The sequence below is a fragment of the Kitasatospora sp. NBC_01560 genome (assembly GCF_045208415.1).
Taxonomy (GTDB): Bacteria; Actinomycetota; Actinomycetes; order Streptomycetales; family Streptomycetaceae; genus Kitasatospora.
The window spans coordinates 5,807,316-5,827,990 of the sequence record NZ_CP109364.1 but is presented as its reverse complement, the minus strand read 5'-3'; the positions used below and the strand labels follow the sequence as shown (position 1 = coordinate 5,827,990).

The 20,675-nt window shown below is 74.8% G+C and carries 16 protein-coding genes; 4 read left to right on the top strand and 12 right to left on the bottom strand.

Annotated features, from left to right (window positions below; genetic code table 11):
• Positions 1-64: 64 nt before the first annotated feature.
• Positions 65-613: a hypothetical protein gene (locus OH807_RS25480; RefSeq protein ID WP_406202895.1), complete on the top strand. Its 549-nt coding sequence runs from the start codon at positions 65-67 to the stop codon at positions 611-613.
• Between the two features lie 291 nt (positions 614-904).
• The gene (locus tag OH807_RS25475) at positions 905-2,275 is read left to right on the top strand and encodes an ABC1 kinase family protein (RefSeq protein ID WP_406202893.1); all 1,371 of its coding nucleotides are present in this window, start codon (positions 905-907) and stop codon (positions 2,273-2,275) included.
• 90 nt (positions 2,276-2,365) lie between these two features.
• Here the strand turns inward: OH807_RS25475 and OH807_RS25470 are convergent, their stop codons facing one another.
• The 4 genes from OH807_RS25470 to OH807_RS25455 form a co-directional block, all read right to left on the bottom strand.
• On the bottom strand, positions 2,366-2,764 hold the full coding sequence (locus tag OH807_RS25470; RefSeq protein ID WP_406202892.1) for a hypothetical protein: 399 nt from the start codon (positions 2,762-2,764) through the stop codon (positions 2,366-2,368).
• Positions 2,761-3,129, bottom strand: a complete 369-nt coding sequence (locus OH807_RS25465; RefSeq protein ID WP_406202890.1) for a WhiB family transcriptional regulator — start codon at positions 3,127-3,129, stop codon at positions 2,761-2,763. The genes OH807_RS25470 and OH807_RS25465 overlap by 4 nt, the downstream gene beginning before the upstream one ends.
• Before the next feature lie 168 nt (positions 3,130-3,297).
• Positions 3,298-3,777, bottom strand: a complete 480-nt coding sequence (locus tag OH807_RS25460; RefSeq protein ID WP_406202888.1) for a hypothetical protein — start codon at positions 3,775-3,777, stop codon at positions 3,298-3,300.
• Positions 3,778-4,066: 289 nt separating this feature from the next.
• Entirely contained in the window at positions 4,067-6,313 is a 2,247-nt protein-coding gene (locus OH807_RS25455) for an ATP-dependent DNA helicase UvrD2 (protein ID WP_406202886.1), read from the bottom strand.
• 181 nt (positions 6,314-6,494) lie between these two features.
• Between OH807_RS25455 and OH807_RS25450 the strand changes: the two genes are divergently transcribed.
• Positions 6,495-6,752 (top strand): mycoredoxin, encoded by a 258-nt coding sequence (locus tag OH807_RS25450; RefSeq protein ID WP_406202884.1) that lies wholly within the window; start codon positions 6,495-6,497, stop codon positions 6,750-6,752.
• Between the two features lie 41 nt (positions 6,753-6,793).
• On the opposite strand, the gene OH807_RS25445 is transcribed toward OH807_RS25450, so the two are convergent.
• The 6 genes from OH807_RS25445 to OH807_RS25420 form a co-directional block, all read right to left on the bottom strand.
• Positions 6,794-7,654 (bottom strand): GntR family transcriptional regulator, encoded by an 861-nt coding sequence (locus OH807_RS25445; protein ID WP_406202882.1) that lies wholly within the window; start codon positions 7,652-7,654, stop codon positions 6,794-6,796.
• A gap of 301 nt (positions 7,655-7,955) precedes the next feature.
• A complete protein-coding gene (nudC, locus tag OH807_RS25440; protein ID WP_406202880.1) occupies positions 7,956-8,897 on the bottom strand; it encodes an NAD(+) diphosphatase in 942 nt (313 codons plus the stop codon).
• Positions 8,898-8,965: 68 nt separating this feature from the next.
• Complete coding sequence (locus OH807_RS25435) at positions 8,966-10,402, bottom strand: dipeptidase (protein WP_406202878.1); 1,437 nt, start codon at positions 10,400-10,402, stop codon at positions 8,966-8,968.
• 170 nt (positions 10,403-10,572) lie between these two features.
• On the bottom strand, positions 10,573-13,452 hold the full coding sequence (locus OH807_RS25430; RefSeq protein WP_406202876.1) for an FtsX-like permease family protein: 2,880 nt from the start codon (positions 13,450-13,452) through the stop codon (positions 10,573-10,575).
• Positions 13,449-14,222 carry an ABC transporter ATP-binding protein gene (locus OH807_RS25425; RefSeq protein ID WP_406202874.1) on the bottom strand — a complete coding sequence of 258 codons (774 nt, stop codon included), beginning with the start codon at positions 14,220-14,222 and terminating at the stop codon, positions 13,449-13,451. Before OH807_RS25425 ends, OH807_RS25430 begins: the two co-directional genes overlap by 4 nt.
• Before the next feature lie 101 nt (positions 14,223-14,323).
• Positions 14,324-14,977: a PadR family transcriptional regulator gene (locus OH807_RS25420; RefSeq protein ID WP_406202872.1), complete on the bottom strand. Its 654-nt coding sequence runs from the start codon at positions 14,975-14,977 to the stop codon at positions 14,324-14,326.
• Between the two features lie 78 nt (positions 14,978-15,055).
• On the opposite strand from OH807_RS25420, the gene OH807_RS25415 reads away from it, so the two are divergent.
• The gene (locus tag OH807_RS25415; RefSeq protein ID WP_406202870.1) at positions 15,056-16,027 is read left to right on the top strand and encodes an endonuclease/exonuclease/phosphatase family protein; all 972 of its coding nucleotides are present in this window, start codon (positions 15,056-15,058) and stop codon (positions 16,025-16,027) included.
• Here OH807_RS25415 and OH807_RS25410 read toward each other — a convergent pair.
• A complete protein-coding gene (locus OH807_RS25410; RefSeq protein ID WP_406202868.1) occupies positions 16,017-17,237 on the bottom strand; it encodes a PP2C family protein-serine/threonine phosphatase in 1,221 nt (406 codons plus the stop codon). The genes OH807_RS25415 and OH807_RS25410 overlap by 11 nt on opposite strands.
• Positions 17,238-17,428: 191 nt before the next feature.
• Positions 17,429-20,638, bottom strand: coding sequence for an ATP-dependent DNA helicase (locus OH807_RS25405; protein WP_406202866.1), 3,210 nt, complete (start codon positions 20,636-20,638; stop codon positions 17,429-17,431).
• Between the last annotated feature and the right edge of the window lie 37 nt (positions 20,639-20,675).

The window sequence follows — 20,675 nt, the reverse complement described above, 5'->3', positions numbered from 1 at the left end:
ACGACGGCCGCGTCGGCCCCGGGGACTGCTCCCCGCCGGGCTGCCGCCCTCCGACATCGGGCGCTTGCGGGCCACCGCCGGCCGCGAGGCGGTCGGCCGCGCCTGCGGGCGGCGCCCGGTGCCGCCCGGCCGCCGCGCCGCCGACCGGCGCCCGCCCGACCTGGTGGTGCTGGCGCCCCGCGACGGCAGCGGCGCCTTCGCCGGCGGCAGCCACCCGGCCAGGCAGCTGCTCCGCGGCGGCATCCCCCACCTGTACGTCGGGGTGGTGGAGGAGACCGGGGTGGTCGGACCGCTGGTGGTGCCCGGCGTCTCGGCCTGCGGCCACTGCCTCGTGCTCGCCCGGGAGGACGAGGACGCCGCCTGGCCGCGGCTGCTCGCCCAGCTGGCCGACGACGGCCCGGGCCGGGCCCGCACCCCGGCCTGCGACGCCGCCCTGGCGACGGCGGTGGCCGGCCTCGCCGCACTCCACGTGCAGCTCCACCTCGACGGCATCCCACCGCCCAGCGTGGACGGGTGGTGCGAGGTCTCGGCCGCCGACGGCATGGCCCGGCGGCTCCGGCTGAAGGGCCACCCGGACTGCGGCTGCCTGTGGCAGCCGGCGCCGCCGCGGTGAGCGGTGGGGAGGTCGGCGGTGGGGAGGTCGGCACCGACCGGTGATCCGGGTCACACGACGGGGCCCCGACGCCCGCACCCACGGGGCCACGGGCACCGGACGGCACCGGACGGACGGGCCGGAACGACCCGGCCGCGGGCCCCGGCCCCACTTCGCGGGGGGCCGGGCCGCCACCGGCCGCGGAAGGGTCCGGAAATGCGGCCGGGCCCGGGGGGTCGAGCGGGCACAATGGCGTCATGACGACCGGCCCCCGACGGCGGGTGCCGGGGGGCGTGTGAATTGGAGACCCGGGTGAGCGATCTTCCGCGCAAGGCAGTGACCCGCACGGCACGACTCGCCGCCCTGCCGCTGGGGATCGCCGGCCGGGCCACCCTCGGGCTCGGCAGGCGGATCGGCGGGCGGTCGGCCGAGGTGGTCACGGCCGAGCTCCAACAGGCCACCGCCGACCAGCTGTTCAAGGTACTGGGCGAGCTCAAGGGCGGCGCCATGAAGTTCGGGCAGGTGCTGTCCGTCTTCGAGGCCGCGCTCCCGGAGGAGGTCGCCGGGCCCTACCGGGCGGCCCTGACCAAGCTGCAGGACGCCGCTCCCCCGATGCCCGCCGCCTCGGTGCACACGGCGCTCGCCGAGCGGCTGGGCAAGGACTGGCGCGAGCTGTTCCGGGAGTTCGACGACCGGCCGGCCGCCGCCGCGTCCATCGGCCAGGTGCACCGGGCGATCTGGCACGACGGCCGCGAGGTCGCGGTGAAGGTCCAGTACCCGGGTGCGGGCGACGCCCTGCTGGCGGACCTCTCCCAGCTGAGCCGGGTGGCCTGGCTGCTGGGCCCGCTCATCCCCGGTCTCGACATCAAGCCGCTGATCACCGAGCTGCGCGAGCGGGTCGCCGAGGAGCTGGACTACGAGCTGGAGGCGCAGGCCCAGCGCCGGCACGCCGAGGAGTTCGACGGCGATCCGGACATCGTGGTGCCGGGCGTGGTCGCGCAGGCGGACCAGGTACTGGTCACCGAGTGGATGGCCGGCACCCCGCTGGCCGAGGTGATCACGGGCGGCACCCAGGAGGAGCGGGACCGGGCCGGGCACCTGCTGGCGCGGTTCCTGTTCGCCGGCCCGTCGCGGACCGGTCTGCTGCACGCCGACCCGCACCCGGGCAACTTCCGGCTGCTGAAGGACGACGGGCCGGTGGAGGGCTGGCGGCTCGGCGTGCTGGACTTCGGCACCGTCGACCGGCTGCCGGGCGGGCTGCCCGCGCCGATCGGGGCCTCGCTGCGGATGGCACTGGCCGGTGACGCGGCGGGCGTGCTGGAGATGCTGCGCGAGGAGGGCTTCGTCAAGCCCTCGATCGAGCTGGACCCGGACGCGGTGCTGGACTACCTGCTGCCGATCATCGAACCGGCCGAGGTGGACACCTTCCACTTCACCCGGACCTGGATGCGGGCCCAGGCGGCCCGGATCGCCGATCCGCGCTCGCCCGCCTACAACCTGGGCAAGCAGCTGAACCTGCCGCCCGCGTACCTGCTGATCCACCGTGTCACCCTGAGCACCATCGGGGTGCTCTGCCAGCTCGGTGCGAACGCGCCGTTCCGGGCGGAGATGCTGCGCTGGCTCCCCGAGTTCGCCGAGCAGCCCGCACCGGCCGAGGGGCGCGGGGCGACCGGCAAGGGCTGACCGCACCCGCTCACGGCCGCAGGCCGCTCCCCGGTCCGGGGGGGCGGCCTGCGGCACGACGGGGGTACTGCGGTGGTACGGGGGCCGGCCCTACATCAGGGCGACGGCGAGGGCCTTGCGGGCCCGCAGCGAGGCCCGTTCGGCCTTCTGCCGGAGCCGCTGGGCCCGGACGACCCGGGAGACGAGCTGTTCGTGCTCGGCCTCCTGGAGGCGCTCTTGCATATGCGCCCGGGCCAGGGATTCGTGGAGAAGTTGCATTTCGAGGGTCCTGTTCTGGATCTGAAGTTCAGTGGTCTGCTCGGCGCGGACGGTCGGATCGATGGCGGCGGCGGTCATGTGGTGGTCCTGCTCGTGGTGCGACGTGTGGAAGGGGACGGTGCGGGCTGCGTCGGCCTTGGCGGCGGCGCTGCGGACGGAGCGGCGCAGTGCGCTGTCCAGCGGGGGCTGCTCTCCCCGGCGGACCGACTCGGCGCCGAAGGCGCGGGTCACGCTGCGACCTCGGTCTTGCGCGGACGGCCACGGGGCCGCTTGCGGGCCACGATGACGCCCTGGACGAAGAGCTCGCCGCCCCAGACGCCCCACGGCTCGCGCCGGTCGAGGGCACCGGCCAGACAGGCCTCCTTGACCGGGCAGGTGCCGCAGAGGGACTTCGCGTACTCGACGTCGGCGGGGGTCTCCGCGAAGAAGACCTCCGGGTCGAAGGCGCGGCACGGGATGGGGACACCGAGCGCCTCGGCCTGGTCGATCGAGTTGAGCTGCATCAGGGAAACCTCCGGGGGGTCGGCCTGGTCGGCCTGGGTGTTCTGGCTTGTCTTCGGTACGGACGGGATGGGCGGCGTGATGACCGTGGACACTGTGGGCGTCTTCCTCGTCTATTCAGTGGGTCCGGCTCAGCTGACTGGTGGGGCTGGGCCGGAGGCCCCGGAGGGCCTGGTCGGTCTTGCGTACCGGACAAAACAGAAGGGCCGCGGATCCCGGTGTGACGGGTTCCGCGGCCCTGGAGGGTGCCGACCTGAGGTGACTCAGGTTCGTTCTCTCCAGGGTTCAGGCCCGCGGAAGGCCCGCATCCGGACGGCCTCGGCCTCGTCGGTAAAGACGGCCATGGCCTGGTTAATCTGCTGCTCGTTCTGCTTCTGGGCGTTTCCGGCACCGATGACCTGCGCATAGCCGCCATGCATGGCTTCGGCTACGGCTGCCTTCGGTGCCTGGGTCGGTCGCTCGTTGCGCAGGGAGCGCGACGTGCTCACGGACGCCCAGTCACGGGACAGACCGGTCTCGACAGAGGTGCCGTCGATTCCGCCCCTGAGGCCCGTGCTGCACAGATCAGTGTGTCCAAGACCACTGACAACGGAGCCGCGGGAAACAGGGAGGGTGGAGACACCGGTGACATCGAGACCCAGACCTGATCCGCCCAGCTCGGCGAGGGCCCGCAGACGGGCGGCACGCAGGGAGGCAACGACGGCGGTCTGGCCAGTCATTTTGGTGATCATGATGGTTCCCACTGCCTTCGCCTCCTCTCGGCGTCTCGCAGAGCCTGGTTCCCCGGGCTCCGAACTGTTCGGATGTCTGTCTCGGTGATGCTGGTGAAGCTGGTGATGCTGGTCAAGCCTTCCGGTGCAGGCGGATACGGCACAGGCGTCACCCTGTGCGATCTCGTCCCCTTGACCGCTCCGGCAGGCTATTGCGCTCCTGGTACGGCGCGCAAACTATTTTTCCGGCGAGTTTCCCGATGAGTTCCCCGGCGGGTTCCGAACCGTCCCGGAGCGCCTGTCTGCACCGCCCCGGACCGGCTCAGGCCGGTTCGTCCGGACCGTCGTCGACGACGTCGGCCGGCTCCTCCTCGGGCTCCTCCCCCGCACACAACGAGAGCACGGCGGCCCCGTACTTGTCCAGCTTCATGGCACCGACCCCGGAGATGACCGCCAGCTCCTGCCGGTTGGCGGGGACGTCCTCGGCGATCGCCATCAGCGTCGCGTCGGTGAAGACGACGTACGCCGGGGCGCCCTGCTTGCGCGCCTGCCCGGCCCGCCAGTCGCGCAGCCGCTCGTACAGCGCCTCGTCCATCGAGGAGGGGCAGCTCTCGCAGCGGCGCAGCTTGCGCTCGACCGCCTCGGTCAGCACCCGCTCGCAGACCCGGCACTTGACCGGCCCGCGGACCCGGCGCCCGGCGGAGCGCTCGCCCGGCTCGACGACGCCGCGCCCGCCCCGTCCCCCGGCGCGCGCGCCCGGTGCGCCGGAGCCCGGCCGCAGGCCGTCCAGGAACCGGGTCGGCTTGCGGCTGGCGCGGCCGCCCGGGGAGCGGGAGAGCGCCCAGGAGAGCGAGAGGTGCCGGCGGGCCCGGGTGACGCCGACGTACAGCAGCCGGCGCTCCTCCTCGACCTGCTCGTCGGTCTTGGCGTAGATGATCGGCATGGTGCCCTCGGTGAGGCCGACCAGGAAGACGGCGTCCCACTCCAGGCCCTTGGCGGCGTGCAGCGAGGCCAGCGTGACGCCCTCGACGGCGGGGGCGTGCTGGGCGGCGGCACGGGCGTCCAGCTCGGCCACGTACGCGGCGAGGTCGGCGGCCTCCCCGGCGGCGGTCCTGGTCCGCTCGAACTCCTCGGCGAGCCGGACGAGTGCGGCCAGCGACTCCCACCGCTCGCGCACCGCGCCGGAGCCGGCCGGCGGCTCGGGGGTGAAACCGCGGGTGGCGAGCACCGCGCGGACCTGGGCCGCCAGCCCGGGGGCGCCGTCGGTGAGCGGGTCGGAGCCGGCCCGGGCGGCGCCGCGCAGCAGCACGCCGGCGTCCCGCACCTCGGGCCGCTCGAAGAACCGCTCGGCGCCCTTGAGCTGGTAGGAGACGCCGATGTCGGCGAGCGCCTGCTCGTAGACCTCGGACTGCCCGTTGGTACGGAACAGCACGGCGACCTCGCTGGCCCGGACGCCGGTGGCGAGCAGCTCCTGGATCCGCCGGGCGGTGGTCTCGGCCTCGGTGGGCTCGTCCTCGTACTCGGTGTAGACGGGCTCGGGGCCGGCCTCGCGCTGGGAGACCAGTTCGAGGCGGTGCCGGGCGGCCTCGCCGCGGGCCTGGGCGAGCAGCCCGTTGGCGAGGTGGACGACCTGCGGGGTGGAGCGGTAGTCGCGGACCAGCTTGACGACCGTGGCCTCGGGGTGGCGGGTCCGGAAGTTGAGCAGGTAGTCGGGGGTGGCCCCGGTGAAGGAGTAGATGGTCTGGCTGGCGTCGCCGACCACGCAGAGGCTGCCGGCGGCGGTGCCCGTCCACTGGTCGAGCAGGCGCTGCTGGAGCGGGGAGACGTCCTGGTACTCGTCGACGGTGAAGTGCCGGTACTGGGAGCGGACCTGGTCGGCGATGTCCGGCCGGTCCTCCAGGATGGCGGCGGTCAGCAGCAGGACGTCCTCGAAGTCGATGACGCCGCGGCGGCTCTTGGCCTCCTCGTAGACCCGGTAGACCTGGGCGGTCTCGGCCGGGTCGCGGGGGGCCTCGCGGCCGGACTTCTGGACGGCGGCGGGGTAGTCGTCGGGCCCGATCTGGGTGACCTTGGCCCACTCGATCTCGGCGGTGAGGTCGCGCAGCTCGGTGCGCTGCACGCGCAGGCCGCAGCGGCCGGCCGACTCGGCGACCAGCTGGACCTTGCGCTCCAGCAGCTGGGGCACCGGCCCGCCGACGGCGCGCGGCCAGAAGTACTGGAGCTGGCGCAGCGCGGCGGCGTGGAAGGTGCGGGCCTGGACGCCCTCGGCGCCGAGCTGGCGCAGCCGGCCGCGCATCTCGCCGGCGGCCCGGGCGGTGAAGGTGACGGCGAGGACCTGGGCGGGCTGGTAGACACCGCTGCGCACGCCGTAGGCGATCCGGTGGGTGATGGCACGCGTCTTTCCCGTCCCGGCGCCGGCGAGGACGCAGACCGGCCCGTGCAGGGCGGTGGCGACGGCCCGCTGCTCGGGGTCGAGCCCGGCGAGGACGGCATCGGGGCCGGTGGCGGGCCCGGCGCCGGCGAAGTCGAACGGGCTGCCGCTCAGAAGGTCTTCCTGCATGCGTTCCATTCTCTCAGCCCGGTGCGACAACCCGGGCGGAGTTGTCCACAGCGCCGGTGAGATCGCAGGATGATCGCTGCGCGACCCGGCGTGCGAGCCGGCTCGCGCCCCGGGCGCACCCGGAATGACCACTGTGCGGCGGGCGTTCTCCCCGGAGACCGCACGCCCTCTTCCCGAAGGAGCCCCCTCGATGTCCGGCAGCGTCACGATGTACAGCACGACCTGGTGCGGCTACTGCAACCGGCTCAAGAGCCAGCTGGACCGTGAAGGCATCGGCTACACGGAGATCAACATCGAGGAGGACCCGTCGTCGGCGTCCTTCGTCGAGTCGGTGAACAACGGCAACCAGACCGTGCCGACGGTCCTGGTGCAGCCGGAGGGCGGCGGCGAGCGGATCGTGATGACCAACCCGAGCCTGATCCAGGTCAAGAAGGCCCTCGCGGCCTGACCCCTCCGACCGGCCCCGTCGGCCCGGCCCCGGCAGGCGCGTCACGGCGCGTCGGCCCGGGCCGGGTCGACGGGTGCGGCGGGCGCGGGCAGCTGCGCGCGGGCACCGAGGTCGCCGACGCCGTACACCAGCCGGCTGCGGTCCGCGGAGTAGCGGGTCTCGATCACCCGGACCGGCCCGCGCCGGTCGTACGTCACCCGGGTCTGGACCACCAGCGGCACCCCGGGGCCGCCCTGGAACCACTGCGCCTCCTCGGGGCCGGGCATCCGGGCCACCAGGTGGTCCACGGCGCCGACCTCGGTGCGGCCGAGCGCGGCGAGCACCGCCTCGTCACCGCCGTCGATCTGGTCCGGCTCCATCAGCGGGGTGCCGGCGGCGAGGCCGGCCCGGTAGTGGCTCTCCTCGATCGAGTAGGGCTCGCGGTCCAGCATCCGCAGCTGGCGGCGGACCACGATGGCCTCGCCGGGCCGGAGCCCGAGCCGTTCGGCGATGTCCACCCGGGCCCGGACGATCATCATCTCGAAGTCGACGGTGAGCTCCCGGCCCGCTTCGGCGGCCTCGCCGAGGTAGACGGCGGTCGGCACGGCCAGGCAGTCCCGCGGTGCGGCCCGGTGCTCGCGCGGCGACGCCGTCGGCGTGGGCCCGTAGGCGCGGTGGTCCAGGACCGGGTGCTCCCGGAGGTAGGTGCCCTTGCCCTGGAGGCGGACCAGCCGGCCCTCGTTGACCAGGACGTCGACGGCCAGCCGGACGGTGTTGCGGGCGACGCCGTACTGGCGCTCCAGTTCGCTCTCGACCGGCAGGGCGGCCTGGGCGGTGAACTCGCCCTCGGCGATCCGGCGGCGGAGATCGGCGGCGAGGCGCTGGTATTTGGGGGATTGGGTGGTACCCCGAGGGATTGTCACCCGAGTGAATGTAGCGAGGGCGGTGAGGCCGTTTCAGCCGATTCGGCCAATGTCGGCCCGGATCGGCCGGGGCGGAACCGGTCGGTCCGGCGGCGGGACCGGCCCGGGGGGTGGAGCGGTTGGAGGAGGCGGACCCTCCGGATACGAACATCAGAGCGCCCGGCCTGCGGCAAATCGGCGCTCCGGTCACCCGTTCGGCCGATCAAGGCCGGGTCTGACCGCCGGGCAACCGGTGCGGAACGGGGCAGGAAAGAGAAATGGGGGCGCACGGCAATATGCTGCACGCCCCCATTCGCCGGAATTACCAGCGCGCCGCCGACGGCAGCGGTCCGCCGTACCAGAGTTCGACCAGGTGACGGGCGATCGAAATCCCGGACGGCGGAAGAATCTCCCCGGCCGCCATCCCCGCCTTCAGCTCCTCCCGGGAGAACCAGCGCGCCTCGGCCAGCTCCTCCCCGTCCACGGTGATCGCCGTGCCGTCCGGGTGGGCCCTGCCCAGGAAGCCGAGCATCAGGCTGGACGGGAACGGCCACGGCTGGCTGGCCACGTAGGAGACCTCGGCCACCCGCACGCCGGCCTCCTCGAAGACCTCGCGGACCACCGCCTGCTCGATCGACTCGCCCGGCTCGACGAACCCGGCCAGCGTCGACCAGCGGCCCTCCGGCCAGAGCGCCTGGCGCCCGAGCAGGCAGCGGTCCTGCTCGTCGGTGATCATCATGATCACCGCCGGGTCGGTGCGCGGGTAGTGCTCCGCCGCGCAGGAGGTGCAGCGCCGGACGTGGCCCGCGCCGGCCTTCTCGGTCGGGTGCCCGCAGCGCGAGCAGAAGCTGTGCAGCCGGTGCCAGTGCTCCAGGGCGACGGCGTGCACCAGCAGGCCCGCGTCCCGGTCCGAGAGCAGCGCCCCGACCTCGCGCAGACCGGCCGGGCGCGCGTCGCCGTCCAGCCGGCCGGGCAGGCTCTCGCCGGCCAGCGCGAAGTACGAGACGCCCTCGTCGTCGGTGCCGAGGAAGTAGCGGTCCCCGGTCTGCGGCGCCTCGAAGGAGGGCAGCAGGACCAGCTCGGTGCCGCTCCCGGAGTCCACCACGAAGGCCTCGCCGCCGGCGATCGGCAGCACCTTGGTGGCCGGGTGGCTCCAGGCCGCCGCCAGCCAGGGCTCGTCCAACCGGTGTTGGGCCGCCCGGTCCACCCCGGCCCGGGCCAGCGCCAGGTTGAGCGGTCGTCCGGTCTCAGGCACGGTGCTCACTTCGTTCCATCCCCACGTGATGAGTCAGCTGGATCGGTGGTTGCCCGCCGGAGCGGGCGGCGGTGCCCTCAGGCACCTCGGCCGGTGCCTTCCGCGGCGCCGTCGCCGCCCGGGCGCCAGGTCTCGGCCAGGTCGGCCCAGAGGTAGGCGGCCGTCTCCACACCCTTGGCCAGCAGGTCGAGCTCGACCTTCTCGTTGACCGAGTGCCAGCCGTCCGAGGGCACCGAGATGCCGAGGAAGAGCACCGGCGCGCCGAGCACGTCCTGCAGGTCGGCGGCCGGGCCGGAACCGCCCTCCCGGGTGAACAGGATCTCCTGCCCGAACGCCCGCCCCATCGCCCGGACGGTGGACTGCAGCGCCGGGTGGTCCAGCGGGGTCAGGCACGGCCGGGTCGCTCCCGGGAACACCAGCTCGTACCGGATGCCCTCGGGCACCCGGGCGGCCACCCACTCCCGGACGGCCTCCCGGACCTTCTCGACCTCCTGGCCGGCGACCAGCCGGAAGGAGAGCTTGAGGTGCGCCGAGGCCGGGACGATGGTCTTGCCGCCGGGGCCGGTGTAGCCGCCCCAGATGCCGTTGACCTCGGCGGTCGGCCGGGCCCAGATCCGCTCCAGGGTGGAGTAACCGGCCTCGCCCCGCGTCCCGCGGGACTTGGCGACCTTCAGCCACTGCTCCTCGTCGAAGGGCAGCTGGGCGAAGAGCTCGCGCTCGCGCGCGGTCAGCTCGATCACGCCGTCGTAGAAGCCCGGCACGGCCACCCGGTGGTCCTCGTCGTGCAGCCCGGCGGCCAGCTCCGCCGCGACCGCGGCCGGGTTGGGCACCGCGCCGCCGAAGGAGCCGGAGTGGATGTCGGTGTCCGGGCCGTACAGGTCGATCTGGGCGTCCGCCAGGCCGCGCATGCCGGTGCAGACGGTCGGCGTGGTCTCCGACCACATGCCGGTGTCCGAGATGACCACCACGTCGGCGGCCAGCCGCCCGGCCTCGCGCCGGACGAGGTCGGCGAAGTGCGGCGAGCCGGACTCCTCCTCGCCCTCGATCAGCAGCTTCAGGTTGACGGCCGGGGCGGTCCGCCCGGTGGCGGCCAGGTGGGCCCGCAGGCCGAGGGTGTGGAAGAACACCTGGCCCTTGTCGTCCGCGGCGCCGCGGGCGAACAGCTGCTTGCCGACCACGGTGGGCTCGAACGGCTCCGTCGCCCAGCCGTCCTCCTTGGCGGCGGGCTGCACGTCGTGGTGCCCGTAGACGAGCACGGTCGGCGCGGACGAGTCCCCGGAGGACCACTCGGCGAAGACCGCCGGCAGGCCGTCCGTCTCCCAGACCTCGGCCACCGGGAAGCCGGTCTCGCGCAGCTTCGCCGCCAGCCACTCGGCGGAGCGGCGGACGTCCCCGGCCCGCGCCGGGTCGGCGGAGACCGAGGGGATGCGCAGCCAGTCGGAGAGGTCGGCCAGGAAAGCGGCCTGGTGCTGGGCGATGAAGGAGCGGACGACGCTGTCCGGGGTTCTCGTCATACGGACGACTTTAGTTCGCCCGTGCGGGTGCCCGCCCCGGCCGTCCGGCCACCGGGCGCCGCAGGGCCTGTAACCTCCGTCACCCCGGCACCGCCCCGGAACGCCGCCCGGCACGCCGCCGCCCCCGGGCGCGAGGGGCGTCCGGGGGCGGCGGGGCGGGCGGGCCCGGGTCAGACGGAGCGCCGCAGCAGCGAGATCCGCGAGCGGGTCAGCAGCGCGGCCAGCCCCACGGCGAGCAGCGGCAGCAGGACCACGGTGACCCCCACGTTGAGCCACGGGAAGACGATCACGCTCCGGTCGGCCAGCTCCGCGGGGTCGATGCCCGGGTAGCCGAGCGCCGTCCCCTCCACCTTGCGCAGCGCCACCGCCGGCACCACGCCGGCGACCACCCCCAGCAGGGCCCCCATCGCCGCGATCACCCCGCACTGGAAGCCGGAGAGGGTGCGGCGGATCCGCGGTTCGGCGCCGACCGCCGCGAGGGTGGTCAGGTCGCGCTGCGAGTCGGCGGCGGCGAGGCCGGTGGCGATGCCGGCCGCACCGAGCGCGACGAGGCCGGCGAAGACGGTCAGGCCCAGGGAGATCAGCGTCCCCCGCGACTGGTAGCCGCGCTCGACGTTGAACTGGAGGCCGTCGGAGAGCTTGGAGAGCGCCGCGTTCGCCTTCTGCTCCGCACTGTCGGACGGTGCCGCCGCGGGCAGCCAGACCGATCCGGCGTCGCTCGTCGTCAGCCCGAGCCGCTGCGCGGTCTCCGGGCTCATGACGGCCTGCCCGCCGCCGGTCGGCAGGCCGGCGGTGGCCAGCACAACATCGGTGGCCACCTGGTGGCGGACCGGCTCGTGGTCCGGGCCCGCCGCGGCGTTCGGGTCGTCCGGCTCGGTCATCTCCAGCAGGATCCGGCCGTCCTTGACGAAGGAGGCCTCGAAGGCGACGACCTTGCCCGCGGCGAGCGCCTGGCCGGCGGCCGGGTCGGTGACGCCGTACAGGTTCCGCAGCAGGGTGGCGTCACCGATCGTGATGTCGCTGAAGGGGCTGCTGCGGTACGTCACCCGCCCCTTGCAGCGGTCGTCCTCCCGGCGCAGCCGGCTTGCCTCCGCGTCGGGGAGGTCCTTGACGTCCCGGTCGTAGAGCGGGCACATGCGCTCCTTGGGCAGCGTGGTGTTGACGTACCCGCAGTTGCCGCGCATCGAGGAGCAGTCGCCCTTGTAGTTGGCCTTCTGCACGTCGGCCCGGGTGCCGAGGTCCGGCATGTTGTTCTGCACGGCGGCGCGCAGCTGGGGCAGCAGCTTGCCGTCCGAGGCGGAGCCCCAGCCGCCGGCCAGCACGACCGCGTTGGCCGGGGCCGCGGCGGAGTACTCGCGGCGCTGCTGCTCGTCGCTGCTGGCGGTGTAGATGCCGACGGCGACGGAGCCGGCGACGGCGGCCATCACGGCGGCGACGGCGGGGGCGGTGCGCCCGCGGTGGCGGACGGAGTCGCGCAGCGCCAGGCGGGGGCCGAGCGGCAGCCAGCGGCCGATCCGCCCGAACAGGCCGACCAGGTAGGGCGTCAGGGCGACCATGCCGAGTTCGGCGACCACCGAGCCGCCGAGGACGGCCAGGCTGCGGTTGCCGATGCCGCTGGTCGCCCCGAGGAGGGCGAGCGCGGCGCCGCCGGCCAGCATCAACAGGCCGAGCACGGCGAGCTTGCGGCTCGGCGGCTTGAGCGAGTCGCGGCCGGTGAGCGCGGCGACGACGTCCTGGCGGGAGGCCTGGACGGCCGGCACGACGGCTGCCAGCAGGCCGGTGACCAGGCCGATGGCGAGGATGCCGAGCAGGTCGACCGGCTGGAGGTCGAGGTGCCCGAACCGCATCCCGGCGTACTCCTCGGCCCGGGTGCGCAGCACCGCGACGAGGACGAGGCCGAGGACGAGGCCGACCGCGGCGCCGGTGACGCCGAGGACGATGCCGCCGCCGAGGACGACCCCGCGGACATTGGCCCGGTCACCGCCGCCGGCGGCGAGCAGACCGAGCTGCCGCCGGGAGCGCCTGGCCCCGACGGCGAAGGCGGGGCCCGCGAGGAGCACGATCTCCAGCAGCGCCATGCCGACGACGGTGGCGAGGATGACGACGGAGGTCCGGTCGAACAGGCGGCCCGAGGAGCCCTCGCTCGCCTGGGCGTAGTACGGCACCTCGGAGCGGGCCGGCGGGTCGAGCAGGACGGTGCGGGAGGCGGCGGTGAAGCCGTACTTGTTGAGCTCCATCACCTTGGGCCAGTCGACCGCGGCCCCGGCCGTGAGCTTGACCAGCCAGTGGTCGGCGCCGCCCGTCCGGTCGAACCGGCTCCTGGCCTGGTCGGCGCCGGGCAGCTTGCCGAGCGGGTCGATCAGCGCGCCGGGGCGGCCGATCAGCCCGACGCTCTTGAGGTCGTCGGGGTACTCGGCGACGGCGGTGATGGTGTACGGGGTGGCCTCCAGGCCGCGCGGGGAGGTCTTGTCCCCGAGCTTGAGGCCGGAGCGGTCGAGGAACTCGCGGGTGACGGCGACCTCGTGGCCGGCGCCCGGGGTGCGGCCCTGGACGACGTTGATCCGGCCCTTCCAGACCGGGTCGCCGAGGTCGGCCTCGACCACCTGGACGCTGAGCAGGCCCTCGGCGGTGCTGGTCGCGGTGTAGGGGCCCTGGGTCAGCGGGACGAGCGTGGCACCGGCCGGGAGCAGTTGGCGGAGCAGGTCGGCGGGTTCGGCGTCGAGGCTGCGGCGCTGCTCGGGGGTGTACTTGGGCAGGCCGTTCTCCTTGGCCTCACCGGGGGCCTCGAAGTGGAAGTTCTCGCTCGGGTCCGGCTGCTGGAGGAGGATCGCGCCGCGCTCGATCATCCGGATCTCGGCGTCGGCCCGGCCCATGGTGCGGACCACCCGCTCACCGGGGTCGAGTTCGGCGCTGCGGTAGACCACGTCGGCGCCGGCGACGCCGAGGACGGGCAGCGCGACCATGGCGACGACGAGGGCGCTGCGGCCCTTGGCGCGCAGGGCGTCGCGGCGGGCGATGCGCAGGGCGACCCGCCAGGCGCTGAGCCTCACTCCCCCACCGGGCCCTTCGCGTTGGTGGCCGCGGAGACGAGCAGGCTGCCGGCGTCCTGGCTGACGCTCTCGTCGACCATCCGGCCGTCGCGCAGGAAGACGACGCGGTCGGCCCAGGCGGCGTGGCGGGGTTCGTGGGTGACCATCATGGCCGCGGCGCCGGCGTCGCAGCGGGCGCGCAGGACGGAGAGGACGGCCTCGCCGGTGGTGGAGTCGAGGGCGCCGGTGGGTTCGTCGGCGAGGACGAGGCGGCGGTCGCCGATCAGGGCGCGGGCGATGGCGACGCGCTGCTGCTGGCCGCCGGACATGTCGTCGGGGAACCGGTCGGCGAGCTCGGGGATGCCGAGCTCCTCCAGGGCCGTGATCGCCTCCCGGCGGGCGGCGCGGCCGGAGACGCCGTCGAGTTCGCGCGGCAGCGAGATGTTCTCGGCGGCGGTGAGGGCCGGGATCAGGTTGTAGTCCTGGAAGACGTAGCCGACGGAGCGGCGCCGCACCTGGGCGAGCCGCTTGCGGCTGAGGCCGCCGAGGGCGACCCCTTCGACGAGGACCTGGCCGTCGGTCGGGGTGTCCAGGCCGCCCGCGAGGGTCAGCAGGGTGGACTTGCCGGAGCCGGACGGGCCCATCACGGCGACGAACTCGCCCGGGTGGACCAACAGGTCGACACCGCGCAGCGCCTGGACCTCGCCCGCGCCCTGGCCGTGCACCCGGGTGACGTGGTCCAGGTGCAGCACCGGACTGGCGGCGCTCCTGGTCGGATCGGTGTGGGACACACTTCCCCCTGCTGTTGTGGGCCCGGGTCGGGTCGGGACGACCGCCGGGCCGGGTGGTTCCTGTGGTCGGGCCGAAGGGCCCTGGGGGTCCTCGGGGTTGTCTAGGACCTGGTCCGGCGGCGCCCGAGCCGGGCGGCGACCCCGGTGGGGGGCGCGGGGTCGGACCTGCGCGCCTCGGCGGCCCGGGCCTGCTCGATCCCGGCCTGCTGGGCGAGCCTGGTCTCGCAGTGGTCGAGCCAGCGGATCTCGGCCTCGGTCTGGAAGATGAGCTGTTCGAGGACGAGCAGCCAGGCGAGGTCCGCGCCGGGGCCGGCCGGCCGGCCGGCGCCACCGGGCCGGGTCTCACCGGCCAGGGCCCGGCCCTTGAGCCGGGTGTAGTCCTGGAGCGCCTTGATGCTGTGCCGGCGCTGGCCCTGGACGACGGCGGGCACGTCCACCCCCGGGACGGTCACCGCCATGGCCAGCTTGATCGCCAGTTCGTCGCGCGGCGGGTTGGTCCGGGGCACCGGGGTGTCGAACCAGGCGCGCAGTTCGGCGCGGCCCGCCTCGGTCACGGCGTAGAACTGGTGGCCCTCGGCGTCCTCGCCCGCGGGCTCGACCAGGCCGTCACGTTCCAGCCGGGACAGCGTGGTGTAGACCTGGCCGACGTTGAGCGGCCAGGTGGCGCCGGTGCGCGCCTCGAACTCGGTTCGCAGCTGGTAGCCGTAGCGCGGGCCCTGGTCGAGCAGGGCGAGCAGGCCGTGACGGATGGACATACCGAGTATGTATACCCGGTATGCCCGGCGGTCTCAAGCGGCGCCCCCGCCTCCGGCGAGCGGGTACCGTCGTGCGGTGTGAGCCAGTTGCGCATCGCCACCTTCAATCTGCTGCACGGTCAGCCCCTCGCGCCGGACGGGGCGCCGCGGCCCTATCCGGTCGACGCCGGCGGGCCGCTGGCCGAGGCGGTGGCCGCGCTGGACGCCGACGTCCTGGCGGTCCAGGAGGTCGACCGGTACCAGCCGCGCTCCGGGGGCACCGACCAGACCGCCGTCGCCGCCAAGGCCATGGGCGCCTCGGACTGGCGGTTCGCGGCCGCACTGCACGGCCGACCGGCGCCGGTCGCCGGCTGGCTGCCGGAGCCCGCGGCGCCCACCGGGATCCAGGTGTACGGGCCCGGCGAGGTCGGCGACGACGCCCCGCCCGCGTACGGCACCGCCCTGCTCACCCGGCTCCCGGTGCGGCACTGGCGGGCCCGCCGGTTCGCGCCGGCGCCGTTCGGGCTGCCGCTGCGGGTGGCCGGACGGCGCGGGCTCACGCCCGTCCCGGACGAGCCGCGGGCCGCGCTGGCCGCCGTCCTGGAGGGCGCCCACGGGCCGTTCACCGTGGTGGCCGCGCACCTGTCGTTCGTGCCGGGCTGGAACATGGCGCAGCTGGCCGGGATCCGGCGCTGGATCGCCGACCTGCCGCAGCCGTACCTCGTCCTGGGGGACTTCAACCTGATCGGCGCGGTGCCCCGGACGGTGCTCGGCGGGGCGACGGCGCTGGACCGGACGGCGCCGCGGGCCCGGCTGCGCGAACTGCGCACCGCCCGGCGGGCCCGGCCCGCCCTGCCGGAGCCGCGCCGGCGGCGGGTGCGGGAGCCGCGGCCCCGGCTCCAGGGCTGGTACGACCTCGCGCGCACCCCCACCTACCCCTCGCACCGGCCGGCCGTGCAGTTCGACCACGTGCTGGCGGTGGGCGTGCCGCGGTCCGCCGTCGGCCCGGCCGAGGCTCCGCGGGCGGCGGTCTCGGACCACCGCCCGCTGGTCGTGCAGGTCAGCCTCTAGGCCGCGCCACCACCCCGTTCTGGTGCGGCAGGTGGATGCCGGACGCGGTCTGCGGATCCCCCGGGCCGAGCGCCGGGGGCGGGTCGTACTGGAGCAGCAGCATCGCCGCGTCGTCACCGAGCTGACGGCCGACGTGGCGCACCACGTCCTCGTGCAGGCGTTGCAGGACGTCGGCCGGGTGGCCGTCCGCGCAGTGCGGCAGCCGCTCGGCGAGCGGGTAGAAGGTGCCGGCCCGGTCGCGGGCCTCGATGACGCCGTCGGTGAACAGCAGGACGCGGTCCCCGCCCCGCAGCGGCATCCGGTGCACCGGCGGCCGGACGTCGGCCGGGTCGAGGACGCCGAGCGGCGGGACGGTCTCGGCGAGCTCCAGCGCGCGGACGGGCTCGTCCCCGCGCAGCAGCAGCGGCGACGGGTGGCCGCAGTTGACGATCTCGGCGGTGCCGTCCGGCCGGACGCCGATCAGCACCAGGGTGACGAACTCCTCCTCCACGCCGGGGTGGTCGTTCTCGTGCAGGGCGCGGTCGAGGCTGACGGCGAGCCAGCCGGCCACCCGGTCCAGCGCAGGCTCCTGGTGGGCGGCCTCGCGGAACGCGCCGAGCACGGCGGCCGCCGTCTCCACCGCGCCCAGGCCCTTGCCGCGGACGTCGCCGACCACGGCCCGCACGCCGTGCCGGGTGTTGACCACCTCGTAGAGGTCGCCGCCGATCCGGGCGTGCGCGGCGGCGGCCTCGTAGTGGACGGCGGCCCGCACGGTGCCGACCCGCTCGGGGACGGGCCGCAGCAGCACCCGGCGGGCGATCGAGGCGACCAGCTCGGCATCGGCGAGCGCCTTCTCCTGGCGCAGCCGCAGGGTCGCGCTGACCCAGCCGATCGCGGCGACCAGCACGATGGCGAAGACGGTGGCACTGTGCACGGACTCGCCGAGCACGTCGTTGTGGAAGGCCATCAGGAAGGCGGCGGCCTCGGTGCAGAGGCCGATCGCCAGCGGGTACCAGGTACGGCGGCTGACCACGGCGGCCAGCGCGGGGACGGCGGTGAGGGCCGGTTCGACCGTCACCGCGGCGTCAGTGAAGTAGTCGAGGACGACGACCAGCGCCATGCCGATGAACGGCAGCGACAGTGCCGTCCTCGGCCAGGTGCCGGTCGCGCCCGGAGCGGCCCCCGGGGTCGGCCCGGCGAACCGCTCTCTGATCCATCCGGTCGCGCTCAACTTCGGTCTCTCCAGCAGAAGACGCCGATGCCCGGGGGCACCTGCGGTGATGACTGAGGGTTGGGGACTACGGGCCTCGCTGGCGGCCGGAGTACGGGGGTTGACCGGTTACCGACCCCACAATAGGCACGAAACGTGCACTACGCACAGGTTTCGCCCGATGCCGTGATGACTTGAATGCTCTCCGTGACTCATTCTTCACTGTTCCCGATCAGGAGCCGTTCCAACTCTTTTCGGTCGGGAAGTCCTGCGGGTTGTTCGATCCGACCACTGCGGACGTACAGGAACGAGGCCGTGACCTGCTCCAGCGGGACGCCCGCCTGTTCGGCCCAGGCGACCCGGTAGACCGCGAGCTGGAGCGGGTCGGCGGTCTCCTCGCGGTGCGTCTTCCAGTCCACCACTTCGTAGCGTGACGCACCGCCCGAAACCGACCGGCCGTCACCTTCGCGGTACACCGCGTCGATCCGGCCGCGCACCACCCGGCCCCCCAGCACCAGATGGAACGGCGCCTCGACCCGGTGCGGTTCCCGGTTCGCGTACGGAGTGCGCAGGAACGCCTCCTTGAGCCGCTCCAGGTCCTGCTCGTCCTCGATGCCGTCGTCGTCCGCGCCGGGCAGCGCGCCCGGCTCGATCAGCAGCAGCGGCTCGATCCGGGACTGCACCCAGGCGTGGAAGCGGGTGCCCCGGCGCGCGGCGGGCTGCGGCGGGCGCGGCATCGGGCGGGCCAGGTCGTGCGCGAAGCCGTCCGGATCGGCGGCGAGCCGCAGCAGTTGGGTCGCGGACAGCGCGGGAGGCAGCGGCACCTCCCGGACGCTGCGCCGCGAGCGCTCCAACTCGCCGACCAGTGCGGTGAGATCGCGGTCCCAGGACTCCACCTGGCGGCGGTCCTCGGGGGCCATCGGCTCCGGCTCGGGCGCGGGCTGCCCGGCGAGGCGCCGGTGCACCACCCCGGCGACCCGGCGGCGCGCGAGCTGGGCGGCCGCGTCCAGCGGGAGCGGCCAGGGCCGCTCCACGGGGGCGGCCAGCGCCGGGTTCACCGCGCCCTTCTCCGGCTGCTCGGCCCAGTGCTCGATCTCGCCCGTGCCGGGCCGCTCGCAGTGCTCGCGGAGCTGCTCCAGGAAGGCGGACGGGCCGCGCGGGGTCTTCTGGCTGGGCCCCCACCAGTGCCCGGAGGCGAGCAGCAGCGACCGCGGCCGGGTGAAGGCCACGTAGCCGAGCCGCAGCTCCTCGGTGCCGGAGTGCTCGGCCAGCGCCTGCTTGAAGGCCGTCATGGACTTTCCCGTCCAGCCGCCGCGGACGTCGGGCAGGGTGGCCGCGTCGCCGCGCAGGGCGTGCGGGAGCACCCGCTTGGTGCTCGTCCAGCGCTCCCGCGCGGTGCCGGACGGGAACGCCCCCCTGACCAGGCCCGGGACGGCGACGACGTCCCACTCCAGGCCCTTGGACTTGTGCGCGGTGAGCACCTTCACGGTGTCCTCGCCGCCGGGCAGGCTGCTGTCCAGGCCGCGCTCGTACTCCTGGGCGGCGCGCAGGAACCCGAGGAAGGCCGGCAGGCCCGGATCGCCGTCCAGGTCCGCGAAGCCCGCCGCGACGTCCAGGAAGGCGTGCAGCGTCTCCCGCCGACGGGCCGCCAACGCCTGTGGGGAAGCCGCGAGTTCGACCTCCAGGCCGGTGACGGCGAGCACCCGGTGCAGCACGTCCATCAGCGGCTCGGCGAGCGAGCGGCGCAGCTCGCGCAGCTCCCGGGCGAGCCGGGCGAAACGGATCCTCGCCTCGGCGGAGAACGCCAGCTCGTCGGGCTGGTCCGGGCCGAGGAAGGTCTCCAGCGCGTCGGCCAGCGAGACCACCTCGGTCGGGTCCGTCCCGGCGACGGCGGCGGCCAGTGCCTCGACGCCCTCGGGCCGGGCGGTGCGGACGAGGTCGGCGGCGCGCCGGCCGAGCAGGGCCAGGTCGCGCGGGCCGATCCGCCAGCGCGGGCCGACCAGCAGCCGGACCAGCGCGGCATTGGCGGTCGGGTCCTGGAGCACCTCGCAGACCGCCACCAGGTCGGCCACCTCGGGGAGTTGGAGCAGCCCGCCGAGGCCGACCACCTCGACCGGCACCTCCCGGGCGACCAGCGCCGCGTGGATGTCGGGGAAGGCCGCGCCGCCCCGGCAGAGCACCGCGATCCGGCCCGGCGGCGTACCGGTGCGGACGAGGTGGGCGACGGAGTCGGCGAGCCAGTCGATCTCCTCGGCGTGGGTGGCCAGCAGCGCGGCCCGGACGTGGCCGTCCTGCTCGGCGCCGGGGGCCGGGCGCAGCGCCTCGACGCCCTCGTGCATCGCGCGCAGCGGCGCGGCCAGCTCGTTGGCGAAGGCGAGCAGCCGGCCGCCGCTGCGGCGGTTCTCGCTCAGCGCGTACCGGGCGGCGGGGGCGCCGCCGGCCTCCGGGAAGTGCCGGGGGAAGTCGTCGAGGTTGGCCACCGAGGCCCCGCGCCAGCCGTAGATCGCCTGGCAGGGGTCGCCGACCGCGGTGACCGGGTGGCCGGTGCCGCGCCCGTCGGGGCCGGCGCCGAAGAGGCCGGCCAGCATCAGCCGCTGGGCGACGGAGGTGTCCTGGTACTCGTCCAGCAGCACCACCCGGAACTGGCCGCGCAGCAGCTCGCCGACCTGGGGGCGCTGCTGGGCGAGCCGGGCGGCGGCGGCTATCTGGTCGCCGAAGTCCATCAGCCCGGCGCCGGCCTTGCGGCGCCGGTACTCCTCGACCAGGCGCAGCAGCTCCAGCCGGGCCCGGGCCGCCCCGGGGACGGCCCGCAGGTCGTCGTTGGTGAGCCTGGCGGTGGCGAGGGTGTCGAGCAGCTCCTCGTCGAAGGCGCGCAGGGTGTCCGGCTCGACGAGGTGCTCGGCGAGTTCGCCGTCCAGCGCGATCAGGTCCGCGACCAGGTTGGCGAAGGTGCCGGTGAGCGCCGGGAAGGGGCCCCGGGCGGTGCGCAGCACCTTGGCGGCGAGCTGGAACCGGGTGGCGTCGGCGAGCAGCCGGACGTCCGGCTCGATGCCGATCCGCAGCCCGTGCTCCTTCAGCAGCCGGCCGGCGAAGGCGTGGTAGGTGGAGATCTCCGGCTCGCCGAGCGGCTCCTCGTCCGGCCCGGCCACCCCGCCGCGCTGCAGGGCCGCGCGGACGCGTTCCGAGAGCTCGCCGGCGGCCTTGTTGGTGAAGGTGAGACCGAGCACCTCCTCGGGCCGCACGGCGCCGGAGCCGACCAGCCAGACCACCCGGGCGGCCATCACCGTGGTCTTGCCGGAGCCTGCGCCGGCCACGATCACGGCCGGCGCCAGCGGGGCGCCGATCGCCGCCATCTGCTCCCGGTTGAAGGGGATGCCGAGCAGCTCCTTGAGCTGGTCGGGATGGCTGAGCACGGCGGTCACCCCGCAACGTTAACGGGGGGCACCGACAGGACGGGCC